This window comes from Enterobacter kobei, from assembly GCF_001729765.1.
In the GTDB taxonomy this organism is placed as follows: Bacteria; Pseudomonadota; Gammaproteobacteria; order Enterobacterales; family Enterobacteriaceae; genus Enterobacter; species Enterobacter kobei.
This window is the reverse complement of the sequence record NZ_CP017181.1, coordinates 529,341-542,692: the sequence shown is the minus strand read 5'-3', so window position 1 is coordinate 542,692 and position 13,352 is coordinate 529,341. Positions and strand designations below refer to the sequence as shown.

The following is a 13,352-nucleotide window of genomic DNA, read 5'->3' as shown; positions in this document are numbered from 1 at the left end:
GGCTGTATTGCGCGTTTCGCCCGGCGGCGCTACGCTTGCACGGGCCTACGGGTTTTGTAGGCCGGGTAAGCGCAGCGCCACCCGGCAAGAAAGGCGATGACGTTACTTACGCACCACCACCAGCTTCTGGTTCACAAACTCTTTGATCCCCAGATCCGACAGCTCGCGTCCATAACCGGAGCGCTTCACGCCGCCGAACGGCAGCTCTGGCGCGGTATCGGTGAGCCAGTTGATGTACACCATCCCGGTCTCAATCCACGACGCCATTTTCTTCGCGCGCTCGATATCCTGACTGAATACCGCCCCACCCAGGCCATAGTGTGAATCGTTCGCCAGGGCGACGGCCTCGTCGTCGTTTTTCACCACATACATCTGGGCCACCGGACCGAAGAACTCCTCGAAATACGCCGGGTTGTCGCGAGAGATATTCGTCAGAATCGTCGGCTCGAAGAAGCTGCCGTCACGCTGAACAGGTTTACCGCCATAGTGCAGCGTCGCACCGTTTTTCACCGCCTCGTTAACCTGTTTGGTCAGCGTTTCCAGCGCATCTTTAGACGACAGCGGTCCCAGCGTGGTGCTTTCGTCCAGCGGATCGCCGATTTTCACCTGCTTAAACGCCTCGGTGAATTTAGTCAGGAAGGCATTCGCAATCTTTTCATGCAGGATAAAGCGCTTCGCCGCGGTACAGACCTGCCCGGCGTTGTTGAGGCGCGCACTGACCCCCGTCTTCACCGCTTTTTCGAGGTCGGCGTCATCCAGCACCACGAAGACGTCGTTACCGCCCAATTCCAGCGTGGATTTCTTGATGTGCTTCGCCGCCTGTGCGGCCACGACGCTACCGGCTTTTTCGGAACCGGTCAGCGCGGCACCCTGGACGCGATCGTCAGCGATGATGTTCGCCACCTGATCGGACGAGATAAACAGGTTGGTCCACGCCCCTTCCGGCGCACCCGCCTCGCGTACCAGATGGGCAAAGGTCTCAGCGCAGTGCGGTACAATGCTGGCGTGTTTGGCGATGACCGGGTTCCCCGCCGCCAGGTTCGGCGCCAGAACGCGCATCAGCTGGTAGTACGGGAAGTTCCACGGCTCAACGGCCATCAGTACGCCGATGGGGTGATGCTCCACCCACGCTTCCCCAAGTTCAGAGGGATACTTCACCGGCGCCAGGAACTGCTTCGCGTTGTCGGCGTAGTAGCGGGCGATTTGTGCACACAGCTTCACCTCGCCGCGGCTCTGCTCAATGAGCTTACCCATCTCCTGACTGGCAATTTTCGCCAGATCGTCCACGCGCTCGTCGATCAGGTCGGCAAGCTTATGCAACACCGGGAGACGCTGGTTGATGTCGCCTTTCGCCCAGTCAGAATGGTAAAGCGCATCAGCCGCCTTCAGGGCCGCTTCAATATCCGCGTCGGTATGTGAGGGGTATTCTTTGATGAGCTGGTTAGTGGCAGGATTTACTGTCTGATAAGCCATATCGAATCTCCATGTTTTACCGCTTAGGGTATTAAGGGTAGTCAACATGACTGGCTCTGGACGTAAAGTTGGGTATATCCGGACGGTTCCTAATGAAGCGCTGCCAGACGGTTCCCTGACGTGGTATAAAAAACGTCCAGAAGGAGTTCCCATGACCGATACCCGACACATCCTCCAGACTTTTCACCGCGCCTCAGGCCTTGAGCTCCGCAGCACACGGCAGAGCACGCAGGCCTACAAACGTCATTGTCATCCTCAACTCTCTCTTGGCGCGATTGTGGAAGGCCAGACCTGCTGCGTGTGCCATGACAGGGAGTACATCCTTCATCCCGGGGATCTGATTGTGATCCCGGCTTATGCGCCGCACAGCTGCAACCCCATCGCCGGGCAAGCGCGCAGCTACCATATGCTCTATATCGACACCGATCGTCCTCTGGCGCTCCAGGTGATCCGTAACGCTACGTTCTTCAACCACTTCCTTGATATTGTTGAGACAATGTCGCCTGCATCCGTGGACAGGCTGCTTTCTGTCCTTCCCCACCGTGCGGATAACCCTGATGCGCTGCGTTCAACCAGCCAGCATATTCAGCAGGCACTTCTTGCCGATCTGGCTGCACCGCCTTCGCTTGATGAACTGGCTCAACGCTTCTCGCTACGCAAGGAGACGCTGATTCGTACCTTCCGGCAGGACACCGGGCTGACGCCGGGCAGCTTCCTTAATATCTCCCGCGTGGAATACGCCAAAGCACGGCTGCGCGCCGGGGATGATATTGCCGACGTGAGCTACCAGAGTGGGTTTGCCGATCAGAGCCATTTCCATAAGACCTTCGTTCGCTATAGCGCCGCTACGCCGCGCCAGTACGCCACAGGACGATCAATATCAGACAATAATCAGGATACGTAACACCGTAAGGTGATCTCAGTTACGGCTATGAGGTCACTATGGAACTGTTCTTCCCTTCCGCTTTTCTCGCCCTGGCGCTGGCGCATTTTGTTGCGCTGTTAAGCCCGGGTCCGGATTTCTTCTTGCTTGTGGGCTACGCGGCGCGCTACCGACTGCGCGGCAGCGCCGGGCTGTGCCTCGGCATCGCCGCGGGTAATGCGCTCTATATTGTTCTGGTGATTGTCGGCTGGAGCGCCCTGCGCCAGTTTACGTGGCTGTTTACGCTAATCGAACTGTCCGGGGCGCTGTACCTGCAGTGGATTGGCTCGCACCTGGTGCGCAGCCGCCCGCAGACGCTGGCGCTGAATGAAACTCATCAGCGGCTTCCCGCATTGCGTAAGCAAATCCTGCTGGGGCTCGGCTCGGCACTGCTTAATCCGAAGAACGCGCTGTTCTATCTGGCGCTGATGACGGCGTTACTGGGGCCAGACGTCACGCTGCTTCAGCAGGCAACCTGCGGCGTCTGGATGGTGATGGTGGTGCTGGTGTGGGATCTGGCGCTGGTGTCGCTAATGGGGTTGCGAGCGGTGCAACAGAAGCTCAGCCGTGCGCTCGGGTGGATTGAACGCACGGCGGGCGTGGTGCTGATGGGGTTTGGTGGGTGGGTGCTGTGGCGATTTTTGCATTTTCTTCCCGTCTCCCTCTATCCTTAACCCATGGAAAAAATAGCTGAACTCAAACGCGCTAAGCTTCTCGCGCTGTCGCTGCTGCTGGTTGCCGCCGCGGCGTTTATCTTCACTCTGTTCCTGCCGCAGACTTTCTGGGTGCGCGGGGTAAAGGCGATTGCCGAGGCGGCGATGGTCGGCGCACTGGCGGACTGGTTCGCCGTCGTTGCGCTTTTTCGCCGGGTCCCCATTCCGTTTATCGCGCGCCATACGGCGATTATCCCGCGCAATAAAGACCGTATCGGCGACAATCTTGGCCAGTTTGTGCAGGAGAAGTTTCTGGATACCCAGTCCCTGGTCGCGTTAATCCGCCGCTATGAACCCGCGCACATGATCGGTGCCTGGTTCAGCAAGCCTGACAACGCCCAGCGCGTCGGGCTGCATCTGATGCAGGTGATGAGCGGGTTCCTTGAGTTGACCGACGACGGGCGCATTCAGCGGATGCTCAAACGCGCGGTGCATAAGGCCATCGATAAGGTCGATTTCACCGAAACCAGCGCCGTGATGCTGGAGAGCATGACCAAAAACAACCGCCACCAGGTGCTGCTCGATGCCATCATCAACCGCCTGATTACCTTGATTCAGCGCGACAGCACGCGGGAATTTATCTCTGACCAGATCGTCCACTGGCTGAAGACCGAACATCCCCGCAAAGCGATGGTATTGCCCACCGAGTGGCTGGGCGATCAGAGTGCAGAGATGGTATCGAATGCGGTGAACACGTTGCTGGACGATATCAGCCACGACCGCACGCACCAGATCCGTCAGGCGTTCGACCGGGCCACGCTGAAGCTTATCGACAACCTGAAAAACGATCCGGAAATGGCGGCGAAAGCCGACAACATCAAGCACTACCTGAAAAATGACGAGGCGTTTAACCGCTATCTGGGGGAAATGTGGGCCGATCTGCGCCAGTGGCTGAAGGCGGATATGCAAAGTGAAGACTCGCGCGTGAAGCAGCGCATCGCCAACGCCGGGCTGTGGTTTGGCGAAACGCTGACAAACGATGCCAGCCTGCGGGCGTCGCTGAACGAGCATCTGGAGCAGGCCGCGCATCGCGTCGCGCTGGGTTTCGCCGCGTTCCTGACCCGCCACATCAGCGACACGGTGAAAAGCTGGGATGCTAAAGACATGTCCCGCCAGATCGAGCTGAATATCGGCAAAGATCTGCAGTTTATCCGCGTCAACGGTACGCTGGTGGGCGGGACGATTGGCCTGATCCTGTTTTTACTCTCGCAGCTGCCTGCCGTGCTGGGACATTAATCCGCTTTGGGCGGCGCGATGATATAGCGCGTCGCCTCGAAGCGATTCAGGATTAAATGCACCAGAAAGACCATCGTCAGCGTCGCCACCAGCGAAAACGTGACGGAGGTGATGCGATAGAGATCGCTGAACACCAGGTCGCTGTCAGGATGCATGTTCTGCCCGAACATAATGCCGATGGTGGTAATACTGGAAAATCCTACGCCTGCGCCTACTTTCTCCATCACATGCAGACGTGCGCCAAACGCCAGCCCAAGGCCAATCAGCGGCATCATGAGCAGCATATGGCTACTGTGGTCGTAGAGGATGAGCTGGACAACCAGGATATAAAGACAGCCCAATACCACGCCGACCACGCGCCAGATGGAGCTCATCACCGCGCCACGATAGTGCATCGGGAACAGGATCAAAATCCCGGCCATCAGCGCCGAGAGGGAATCGCTTAAGTCACTGATTTGAAAAACGACGAAAATCAGCGTCGCGACGGTGCCGGAGAGCAGCGACTCATGGCGCACGCGGGCATCGTCTTTCTCAATCAATGGCGGCGGCTTGCGGGGTTCCACGTCCGGCAGGAGATAGTTCATCAGCGCGCTCAGGCACACCGCCATCACGCTCGCTTCGATGTTGGAAAACAGCAGCGTGTGCCAGTTGGTGGTGGGGTAGCTCATAAAATTGAGCATCACGCTCTGGCACACCACGCCCATCGACCCGAACAGGAACAGCGGCCCTTTGCTCATAAAGCGAAAACGCATGACGTACAGGGCAAACACCACCAGCGTCATGATGACCGGCCATTGCGACAGATAGCCGATGATAATCACCATTTCAACGCAGTTCAGCGATGCACTGAAGATAAACTGCTTCGCCACATGGCGGTTGAAGACCGGCACCAGCGAGAGCAGCATGATCGGGTAGACCACAAAAAACACGCCGTAGCTGGTGTTGTAGAAACTGGAAATGCTCAGCGCAATCATCCCGGCAAAGACGATGCGCAAAGTCTGGCGAAAGTCGTTTGCCGTGTAAACGATGTTACCGTGCGGGGTAAACACCCGCGCCAGCGTATTAATAGACATAATGCAGCAGGCTCACCAGATGGATCTGCATCCCGGAGAAGAAGCGCGCAAACGGCCCTTCACTGTTATAGAGCTGGACAGTCGCCCGCGCGCCGGTCGGCAGTGGCTTCGGCAGCGCCTCGTCCAGCATGACGTGAATGCGCATGCGCTGGGCGTCACGCACCCAGCGGTTCGAGGTTTCCGGCTCGGAGAGCTGGCCGTTCACCGCCTCCTGACCCGCGAGGATCCCCGCGTCGCTGCTGGTCACGTGGGCGCGGAAGACGCGTCCCGGAAAGGCGTCAAACACCACCGCGGCATCGGTGCCCTGATGGGTATGGCGCAGGCTTTTCTCGCGGAAATCGGCCACGATGTCGGTCTGGTTGTTCACCAGCGCCAGCGCCGCTGCGCCTGAGGAGGCATAAAAACCGGGGCTTAACTGCAGGTTACTGACCGTGCCGTCTGCCTGAGCATACACCTTCGTCCAGCCGAGATTCAGCTCCGCCTCATCCAGCGCGTTGCGGTATTTTTGCAGCGTGACGTTGCGGTGTTCCTCCCGCTCGCCGCGCTGAATACGCAGGTTCTGGATATTGGCCTGAATGGTGCTGACGGACTGCTCGCTGCTCTGCCAGGTGGTCCGGACTTTATCCAGATCCGCCTGCGAGACGTTCTGTAACGTGCTCAGCTTCTGATAACGTTCGAAGGTCACTTTATCGTTACGCGCGGTCAGCACGGCGGTTTTCAGGCTGGCCTGCGCGGCGGCGATCTGCGCGTCCAGCTGCTGGTTGGAAAGACGAGCCTGCTCCAGCGCGATTTGCGCCGCTTCCACTTTATTGCGAAACGGCGTGTCGTCGAGTTCAAACAGCAGATCGCCCCGCTTCACCTGGCTGTTGTTGTGCACATGCACGGCCGCCACATAGCCGGAGACACGCGGAGAAACCGGCGTCACCACGCGCATCACGGTGGAGTCCGGCGTCAGCGGGATCCAGATATCCGCGACGACAAAATAGATAAACATCAGCAGGAAAGAGGCAATACTCACCCTTACCCAGCGGGCAAACTTTTGTTCAGGGGTCATTATTTTTCGGTCTTGTTGTCTTCTTCGCGGATTGTCCGCAAATTACAGGCGATTTGATTCAGGGTGGCGCTGAAGATATCGATATGTTCCGGCGCGATATTTTGCGATACCCGCGCCTGATAGGTCTCAATCACCTGAGTAAGCCTTTTTAAGATGGCTTTTCCCTCAGGCGTCAGCGTCAGAAGCCGGATGCGCTTGTCATAAGGCGATGTGGTGCGCAGCAGGTAACCCTGTTTTTCCAGCTGTGTGAGCGTGCGCATCAGCGGCGGCAGTTCAATGCCCTGAACCTCCGCCAGCTCACTCATTGAGACGTTATCCCCAAGTTGAAAAAGCTGCATCATCACCGTCCAGCTCGACTGGGTTAACCCGGTATCGAGAATGGCATCGTCGATCACCGCACGCCACTGACGCACGATCATCGCCATCCGCATACCCATCGGCCTGCGGCTAAACAGTTCTTCTTCACTCATAGGGAGTCCCTCTCGTCACACGCAGTCAAGATAATAGTTATCAGGGTAAGTATCAAGAAACGAGGGACGAAAGCGCAGGAATTGCGAAAACGACGTTCTCCCTCTCCCTGTGGGAGAGGGCCGCGGTGAGGGCATCAGCCCGCAGCGGAATTTAACGGCTAAAGCTAAAATGTCGGGTAATGGCACTTTTCCCCGACGCCGTCACCACTACCTCCCTGTACCCCATCACCCGCTGGAGCCAGCCTTTACTCTCCAGATAAGTGAGCAGCGCCGTGCCCGCTTCTCCCCCAAGATGAAACCGTCGCTCGCTCCAGTCGAGGCAGGCGCAGCAGGCCTTGCGACGGGGATGAGCATTTAATGGAATGCCGAGTTTCAGAAACTGCTCACGGCCATACAGGGTGAGCGCGGAACCGTCAGCCTCCAGCCAGCCTTCCGCCTGCATAAAATCATAGATCTGAACCGCCACCGTTCCGGCAAGGTGGTTATAGCAGGTGCGGGCTTCACGCAGGGCTTTTGGCGCAGACGTTTCCGGCGGCGTAATGCGGCTCCAGGAGAGCCCCATCATCTGCTCGACCAGCGCCGCGACGTCGTGCCCGGCAAGGCGATAATAGCGGTGCCGCCCTTGCGATAAACACGTAATCAACTTTCCTTCCACCAGCCGGGCGAGATGCCCGCTGGCGGTCGACGGCGCAACGTCTGCCGCAGTGCTGAGTTCGGTAGCGGTCCACGCCCGCCCGTCCATCAGCGCGCAGAGCATCTTCACGCGCGAGGGATCGGCCATTGCCGCCGCCACCGCCGCAATGGCCTGTTCCAGTGCCGCGCTGTTCTCAGGAGGCTGGTTCGTTTTTAACATGGGGCGCCCAGGGTTCGGTGATCTCTGCGGCCAGCTTATCATCATCCGTCAGCAGAATAAGGTGATTCGCATGGTCGCTGTACTGGGTAAGAATAGACACACCGCGTGCCGCCAGCACCGCCGCGATGTCACCTAACTCGCCTGGCCGCTCCTGCCTGAGTTTTCTGATAACCGGCTTGCGCACCGCCTGAACGGTAAATCCGGCCTCCATCAGCACGCGGCAGGCTTTTTCCCCGTCCTCCACCAGGAAATGGGCATCGGTACCAAATACGCCGCCCCCCTCCAGCCCCACGCCGTGACGGCCTAACAGTTGTCCAAAGCGCGCCAGCTCGCCGGGCATGTCGCTGAAAATCACGTGAACGTCATGCATTCGCTCGCCCTCCGTTTTCGGAACTGTATTCCCGCACGACCTGTGCCACGCGAATGCGATAGTACGCAAAAATGGCTCCCCGCCCTTCGGCCTGCGCCGCCTGGTGAAAGACGTTTTGCTTCCAGCTGCGGATGGCCTCTTCATCCCGCCACCAGGAAAGGGACAGGATTTTGCCGTCGGTGGTCAAACTCTGAAAGCGTTCGATATCAATAAAACCATCAATGTCGGCCAGCAAAGGTTTGAGTTCGGCGGCGAGTTGCAGGTAGCGGGCCTGATGATGAGGCTCCGCTTTGGCTTCGAAAAGGACTGCGATCATAAGTGTCTCTCCGTTGTGATAGTGAGGAGAGAATGCAGAGAAAATTAACTTCATACTTCGGCGACTGACGAAGTGTCTTTGCCGGATGGCGCTGCGCTTATCCGGCCTACGAGCACCTGTAGGCCCGGTAAGCGCAGCGCCACCGGGCAGGTTTTAGCCCAGGATCGACCTCGGCTCCATAAACGCCCGAATCCCCCACTCGCCCATCTCGCGCCCCACGCCGGAGTGCTTAAACCCGCCAAACGGCGCTTTCGGCTCATGGGCAAGCGTATTCACCAGCACGCGCCCGGAGACAATCTGCTGCGCCACGCGGCGGGCGCGGTCCACATCCTCACCCAGCACCATCGCGCTCAGGCCGTACTCGGTGTCATTGGCAATCGCGATAGCCTCCGCTTCGTCCTGATAGGGAATGATGCACAGCACCGGGCCAAAAATCTCGTCGCGGGCAATCACCATGTCATTATTCACATCAGCAAACAGCGTCGGGCGTACAAACCAGCCGTCCTGCGTGTCCGCTGGCCGCCCTTCGCCTCCTGCCAGCAGCCGTGCGCCCCCGTCGAGCCCCTGACGAATATACCCCTGCACCCGCAGCCACTGCTTCTCGCTGACCATCGGGCCGACGTCCGTGGCACTGTCGCGCGGGTCACCGGATTTCACCGCCGCCACGGCCTGCGCCAGCGCGGTTTCGATTTCCGTTTTACGCGACTGCGGCACCAGAATGCGCGTTCCCGCCACGCACGCCTGCCCGCTGTTCATAAACCCGGCCTGAATCACCAGCGGGATCGCCTGCGCTAAGTCCACATCATCCAGCAGGATCGTCGGCGATTTACCGCCCAACTCCAGCGTCACGCGCTTAAAGCTTTCCGCCGCGTTACGCAGAATGGCCTTGCCGGTATTCGTCGAGCCGGTAAACGAGATTTTCGCCACGTCCGGATGGCGGCTGATGGTGTCCCCGACGGTTTCACCGCGCCCGGTGACAATGTTAAACACGCCCGGCGGCAAAGCAGCATCGCGCAACGCTTCGGTGACAATCCGGGTTTGCAGGGCGCTCATTTCGCTCGGCTTAATCACTGCCGTACAGCCTGCCGCCAGCGCGACCACCAGCTTGCCGCAGATAAAACCCGCGTCGCTGTTCCACGGCGTGATCAGCCCGGCCACGCCAAGGGGCGTCATCTGTACCGTCGCGGCCCCCGCGGTTGTCTCGAACTCAAACGCCTCCAGCGCCTCAATGGCCTGGGCAATCACCTCCGCCGGATAGCGGGCCATCCACGCCGATCGCGAAGCGGGTGCGCCGTACTCCTCGATGACAGCGTCCAGCAACGCGTCATGGCGAGCCGCCACGGCCGCGTGCATGCGTTTCAGCGCGGCGATGCGCGTCTGTTTCGTGGTCTGCGACCACGCAGGAAACGCTGCCTTCGCCGCCGCGATGGCGCGCCCGGCGTCAACCTCATCCGCCAGACGAACCTGACCAATAACCTGCGCCGTCGCCGGGTTATACAAATCAAACCATTCGGTGCCGTGCGGGGTAACAAACTCGCCGTTAATAAAAATCTGTTCGATCTGGTGCATATAAACCTCCTCAGGCTGTGTGAGCACAGTCTGGCACGGCTTCTCCGTTGCGATAATCCACGCTATGCTGCAAGGGTTGTTTCGATTTTCAGGATAATCTATGCATCGTTCAGGTCTGACAGAGCTGGAAGTGGTGATGGCCGTGGTGCGCCGCGGCAGTTTTCGCGGCGCGGCGCAGGAGCTCGGGATGTCCGCGACGGCGGTGAGCAATGCCATCGCCGGGCTGGAGAGCCGCCTTGAGACTCGCCTCTTTAACCGCACCACCCGCAGCGTGGCGCTTACGGACGCCGGGCAGCGCTACGTGGCGCGCGTGGGGCCGGCCTTGCAGGAAATCCGCCTCGCGGGTGAGGAGATCCACAGCGACACCGGGGAACCTGCCGGAACGCTGCGTCTGAACGTGCCGAACCATATCGGCTCGCTTTTTCTCGACCAACTGCTGATCGACTTTATGATCCGCTACCCGAAAATGCGCGTGGAGATCGTCAGTGAAGCACGCATGATCGACATCGTCGCCGAGGGTTACGACGCGGGGATCCGCCTCGAAGAGTCCATCCCGCAGGACATGATCGCCGTACCGCTGACAGGGGAGATCCGCCAGCTCGTCACCGCCACGCCAGATTACTTCGCACGTCACGGCATTCCGCAAACGCCGGACGATCTGCTGCAACATCAGGGGATCGGCATGCGTATGGCTCACGGCGGGATCTACCGCTGGGAGCTGGCCCGTCGGGGGGAAACGTACGCGCTTGCCGTGCCGCCGCGCTTTGCGACGTCCGATCTTTTCGCCTCGATCCGCGCCGTAAAAGCGGGGTTAGGCGTGGGATTTTTGCCGGAACTCTATATCCAGGAAGAGCTTGAGAGCGGGGAACTGGTGAGCGTGCTAAACGACTGGACGCAGCCGTTTGCCGGGCTGCGCCTTTACTATCCTGGTCATCGCCACGTCCCGCCAGGGTTACGGGCGCTGGTAGCGATGATCCGCGAGCGTGGCATTATTCCAGGTTAGCTTTATTCAACCCGTAAGCCGCATCCAGCGAGCCTGGCGCCATGCGGGAGGTAATTCCCAGACGGTTCCAGGCGTTAATCGCCACGATAGCGAAGTTCAGCTCTGAAATCTCAACGTCCGAGAAGTGCTCCGCCACGCTGCGGTACAGGGCATCGCTCACGCCATGCACGCCAATCTGCGTCAGCGCTTCGGTAAAGGCCAGCGCGGCTTTTTCGCGGGCGCTGAACAGCGGGGATTCACGCCAGGCTGCCAGATGGTACAGGCGCAGCTCGCGTTCGCCGGCAATTTTGGCCTCTTTCGAATGCATATCCAGACAGAAGGTACAGCCGTTCAGCTGCGACACTCGAATGTCGATCAGGTGCTTCAGCGCCGGGTCGATGGAGGTTTTCGCCACCTCCATGCTCAGGGCAGACAGTGCGTTAGCGAGGGCAGGTGTAACTTTATGGTGGTTGACGCGAGTGCTCATGGTCTTTCCTCTTTTTTTGTGCGGCATCGGTGATGCGATGAGGCAAATCTACGCCGTTCATGACATAGTAAAAAGACACAAAAAGCGTGAAATGAGGTAGGACATGAAGCCGGGCTATCACGAGATCTACTCCCGCTATCGCGACAACATTACGCGCGGCGTGCTCAAGCCGGGCGACAAAGTGCCCGCCATCCGCGTGCTGGCCGAAGAGCTGAAGGTGGCGCGTAAAACGGTCGAAACGGCGTATGCCATTCTGACGGGCGAAGGGTATCTGGTTAGCCAGGGCGCGCGCGGCACGCGGGTCAACCCGGACTTACTGTTGCCGGAGCGTCCTGCCCCGACGGAACAGCCTACCGGTACGCTTCCGGCATCGCTTATCAGCCAGCGCGAGCGGGCAGGGTTTCTGCGCCCTGGCATCCCATCCCTCGACAGCTTTCCGTACAAAAAATGGCTGCTGCTGGCAGGCCAGGCGACGCGCGCCATGCGTCAGGAGGAGATGCTTAACCCGCCCGTTCTGGGCTGGTACCCGCTGCGCCAGGCCATCGCCAGCTATCTCAATATCTCGCGTGGCTTGTCCTGCACCGCCGGGCAGGTGCTCATCACCAGCGGCTACAGCGGCAGCCTGCGCCTGATCCTCGACACGCTCGCCAGCCGCAGCGACAAGGTGGTGTTCGAAGATCCGGGTTATTTTATGGGCCAGCAGCTCCTGAAGCGGATCGTGCCGCGTCTGCACACGGTGCCGGTCGATCGCTGCGGCATGGACACGGAATACCTCCTCCGCCACCATCGCGACGCCCGTTTTGCCCTCGTCACCCCGTCGCACCAGAGCCCGCTGGCGGTGACGCTCTCCCTGCCGCGTAAACAGCAGCTGCTCGACTGGGCCAGCCAGAACGAGGCGTGGATCATCGAAGACGATTACGATGGCGAGTTTCACTACACCCGCAAGGTGTTGCCGTCGCTGAAAAGCCTCGACCAGCACGACCGGGTAATTTTTATGGGCACCTTCAGCAAAACCATCATGCCGTCGCTGCGCATGGGATACGTGGTGATGCCCGCCAGCACCGTCGGGGCGTTTACCGACTGTGCGGACATTACCACCAGCGGCCAGCCGGTGCTGACGCAAAAGATCCTCACCGCATTTCTCAACGAAGGCCATTTTTTCCGTCACCTGAAAAAGATGCGCGCGCTGTATCAGACCCGCCGCGACTGGATGATTGCCGCCCTGTGCGAGGTGTATGGCGATCTGTTTTTCACCGAGCAGAACGACGGCGGGATGCATATCGTGGCGTTTCTGACCAAAGGAAGTTGTGACCGGGAAGTGGCGCGCTGCTGGCAGGAACAGCAGCTGCAGGTCAACGCGCTCTCCGAGTGGTACCGCGGGTCGGGAAAACGCTACGGGCTGGTGATGGGCTACAACAACGTGCGGACATACCAGGAGGCGGTGGCGTTGCTGGAAAGGCCGAAACGGCAGACGCTTGCGCTGTTGAGTTGAACATCGCCGGGTGGCGGCTGCGCCTGACCCGGCCTACGGTTTAAATATCATTGCGGGATAAACCCACATCTTTGAGCTGCTCATCGCTCATCTGGCTCAGGATGCGGCGGGTACGGTTGATGCGATACCAGTTACGCAGCGTTTTCGCGATCCAGACAAACGCGATAAACGGTCTTTTAGAACGGTTCTCGAAAAATTCCATGATGCTCTCCTCACTGTGCCAGTGGGGTTATCATCCTGGAAATCCGCCTGTGCAATACAGATGCAAAAACACCTTTTGTTTACCATACAGATCCGCTAAAACGGTATCTGCATGGCATTTTTTACGGCAATCTGTACTGG

At 59.2% G+C, this 13,352-nt stretch carries 15 protein-coding genes; 5 read left to right on the top strand and 10 right to left on the bottom strand.

Annotation, left to right across the window (positions count from 1 at the left end; translation table 11 throughout):
• Window positions 1-102: 102 nt before the first annotated feature.
• On the bottom strand, window positions 103-1,473 hold the full coding sequence (locus tag BFV64_RS02600) for an NAD-dependent succinate-semialdehyde dehydrogenase (protein ID WP_069601677.1): 1,371 nt from the start codon (window positions 1,471-1,473) through the stop codon (window positions 103-105).
• 151 nt (window positions 1,474-1,624) lie between these two features.
• Here BFV64_RS02600 and BFV64_RS02595 point away from each other — a divergent pair, with 151 nt between their 5' ends.
• The 3 genes from BFV64_RS02595 to BFV64_RS02585 are packed head-to-tail and all read left to right on the top strand — an operon-like array spanning window position 1,625 to window position 4,344.
• A complete protein-coding gene (locus tag BFV64_RS02595) occupies window positions 1,625-2,377 on the top strand; it encodes an AraC family transcriptional regulator (RefSeq protein WP_069601676.1) in 753 nt (250 codons plus the stop codon).
• Window positions 2,378-2,415: 38 nt separating this feature from the next.
• Window positions 2,416-3,069 (top strand): LysE family translocator, encoded by a 654-nt coding sequence (locus BFV64_RS02590; RefSeq protein WP_069601675.1) that lies wholly within the window; start codon window positions 2,416-2,418, stop codon window positions 3,067-3,069.
• 3 nt (window positions 3,070-3,072) lie between these two features.
• Entirely contained in the window at window positions 3,073-4,344 is a 1,272-nt protein-coding gene (locus tag BFV64_RS02585; RefSeq protein ID WP_069601674.1) for a DUF445 domain-containing protein, read from the top strand.
• On the opposite strand, the gene BFV64_RS02580 is transcribed toward BFV64_RS02585, so the two are convergent.
• The 7 genes from BFV64_RS02580 to BFV64_RS02550 all read right to left on the bottom strand — a co-directional run bounded on the left by BFV64_RS02580 (window position 4,341) and on the right by BFV64_RS02550 (window position 10,049).
• Complete coding sequence (locus BFV64_RS02580; RefSeq protein ID WP_014882400.1) at window positions 4,341-5,417, bottom strand: DUF2955 domain-containing protein; 1,077 nt, start codon at window positions 5,415-5,417, stop codon at window positions 4,341-4,343. The genes BFV64_RS02585 and BFV64_RS02580 overlap by 4 nt on opposite strands.
• On the bottom strand, window positions 5,407-6,474 hold the full coding sequence (locus BFV64_RS02575; protein ID WP_088126416.1) for an HlyD family secretion protein: 1,068 nt from the start codon (window positions 6,472-6,474) through the stop codon (window positions 5,407-5,409). The genes BFV64_RS02580 and BFV64_RS02575 overlap by 11 nt, the downstream gene beginning before the upstream one ends.
• Complete coding sequence (locus BFV64_RS02570) at window positions 6,471-6,941, bottom strand: MarR family winged helix-turn-helix transcriptional regulator (RefSeq protein ID WP_032637586.1); 471 nt, start codon at window positions 6,939-6,941, stop codon at window positions 6,471-6,473. The genes BFV64_RS02575 and BFV64_RS02570 overlap by 4 nt, the downstream gene beginning before the upstream one ends.
• Before the next feature lie 151 nt (window positions 6,942-7,092).
• Complete coding sequence (locus tag BFV64_RS02565) at window positions 7,093-7,794, bottom strand: ArsR/SmtB family transcription factor (protein ID WP_069601673.1); 702 nt, start codon at window positions 7,792-7,794, stop codon at window positions 7,093-7,095.
• A complete protein-coding gene (locus BFV64_RS02560; RefSeq protein WP_032637588.1) occupies window positions 7,769-8,164 on the bottom strand; it encodes an amino acid-binding protein in 396 nt (131 codons plus the stop codon). Before BFV64_RS02560 ends, BFV64_RS02565 begins: the two co-directional genes overlap by 26 nt.
• Window positions 8,157-8,480: an antibiotic biosynthesis monooxygenase family protein gene (locus BFV64_RS02555; protein WP_069601672.1), complete on the bottom strand. Its 324-nt coding sequence runs from the start codon at window positions 8,478-8,480 to the stop codon at window positions 8,157-8,159. The genes BFV64_RS02560 and BFV64_RS02555 overlap by 8 nt, the downstream gene beginning before the upstream one ends.
• Window positions 8,481-8,633: 153 nt before the next feature.
• Window positions 8,634-10,049, bottom strand: a complete 1,416-nt coding sequence (locus tag BFV64_RS02550) for an aldehyde dehydrogenase family protein (RefSeq protein ID WP_063943931.1) — start codon at window positions 10,047-10,049, stop codon at window positions 8,634-8,636.
• A 100-nt stretch (window positions 10,050-10,149) separates the two neighbouring features.
• Here BFV64_RS02550 and BFV64_RS02545 point away from each other — a divergent pair, with 100 nt between their 5' ends.
• The gene (locus tag BFV64_RS02545; protein WP_023338980.1) at window positions 10,150-11,052 is read left to right on the top strand and encodes a LysR family transcriptional regulator; all 903 of its coding nucleotides are present in this window, start codon (window positions 10,150-10,152) and stop codon (window positions 11,050-11,052) included.
• On the opposite strand, the gene BFV64_RS02540 is transcribed toward BFV64_RS02545, so the two are convergent.
• Complete coding sequence (locus BFV64_RS02540) at window positions 11,039-11,518, bottom strand: carboxymuconolactone decarboxylase family protein (protein ID WP_014882392.1); 480 nt, start codon at window positions 11,516-11,518, stop codon at window positions 11,039-11,041. The genes BFV64_RS02545 and BFV64_RS02540 overlap by 14 nt on opposite strands.
• Before the next feature lie 103 nt (window positions 11,519-11,621).
• On the opposite strand from BFV64_RS02540, the gene pdxR reads away from it, so the two are divergent.
• Window positions 11,622-13,010, top strand: coding sequence for a MocR-like pyridoxine biosynthesis transcription factor PdxR (pdxR, locus tag BFV64_RS02535; protein ID WP_069601671.1), 1,389 nt, complete (start codon window positions 11,622-11,624; stop codon window positions 13,008-13,010).
• A gap of 40 nt (window positions 13,011-13,050) precedes the next feature.
• Here pdxR and BFV64_RS02530 read toward each other — a convergent pair whose 3' ends face one another.
• The gene (locus BFV64_RS02530) at window positions 13,051-13,212 is read right to left on the bottom strand and encodes a DUF1127 domain-containing protein (protein WP_050863189.1); all 162 of its coding nucleotides are present in this window, start codon (window positions 13,210-13,212) and stop codon (window positions 13,051-13,053) included.
• Window positions 13,213-13,352: the final 140 nt, after the last annotated feature.

Bases quoted from the DNA above. Each gene is read 5' to 3' on its own strand.
- BFV64_RS02600 (WP_069601677.1), bottom strand. From the start codon at position 1,473: ATGGCTTATCAGACAGTAAATCCTGCCACTAACCAGCTCATCAAAGAA.
- BFV64_RS02595 (WP_069601676.1), top strand. From the start codon at position 1,625: ATGACCGATACCCGACACATCCTCCAGACTTTTCACCGCGCCTCAGGC.
- BFV64_RS02590 (WP_069601675.1), top strand. From the start codon at position 2,416: ATGGAACTGTTCTTCCCTTCCGCTTTTCTCGCCCTGGCGCTGGCGCAT.
- BFV64_RS02585 (WP_069601674.1), top strand. From the start codon at position 3,073: ATGGAAAAAATAGCTGAACTCAAACGCGCTAAGCTTCTCGCGCTGTCG.
- BFV64_RS02580 (WP_014882400.1), bottom strand. From the start codon at position 5,417: ATGTCTATTAATACGCTGGCGCGGGTGTTTACCCCGCACGGTAACATC.
- BFV64_RS02570 (WP_032637586.1), bottom strand. From the start codon at position 6,941: ATGAGTGAAGAAGAACTGTTTAGCCGCAGGCCGATGGGTATGCGGATG.
- BFV64_RS02565 (WP_069601673.1), bottom strand. From the start codon at position 7,794: ATGTTAAAAACGAACCAGCCTCCTGAGAACAGCGCGGCACTGGAACAG.
- BFV64_RS02560 (WP_032637588.1), bottom strand. From the start codon at position 8,164: ATGCATGACGTTCACGTGATTTTCAGCGACATGCCCGGCGAGCTGGCG.
- BFV64_RS02555 (WP_069601672.1), bottom strand. From the start codon at position 8,480: ATGATCGCAGTCCTTTTCGAAGCCAAAGCGGAGCCTCATCATCAGGCC.
- BFV64_RS02550 (WP_063943931.1), bottom strand. From the start codon at position 10,049: ATGCACCAGATCGAACAGATTTTTATTAACGGCGAGTTTGTTACCCCG.
- BFV64_RS02545 (WP_023338980.1), top strand. From the start codon at position 10,150: ATGCATCGTTCAGGTCTGACAGAGCTGGAAGTGGTGATGGCCGTGGTG.
- BFV64_RS02540 (WP_014882392.1), bottom strand. From the start codon at position 11,518: ATGAGCACTCGCGTCAACCACCATAAAGTTACACCTGCCCTCGCTAAC.
- pdxR (WP_069601671.1), top strand. From the start codon at position 11,622: ATGAAGCCGGGCTATCACGAGATCTACTCCCGCTATCGCGACAACATT.
- BFV64_RS02530 (WP_050863189.1), bottom strand. From the start codon at position 13,212: ATGGAATTTTTCGAGAACCGTTCTAAAAGACCGTTTATCGCGTTTGTC.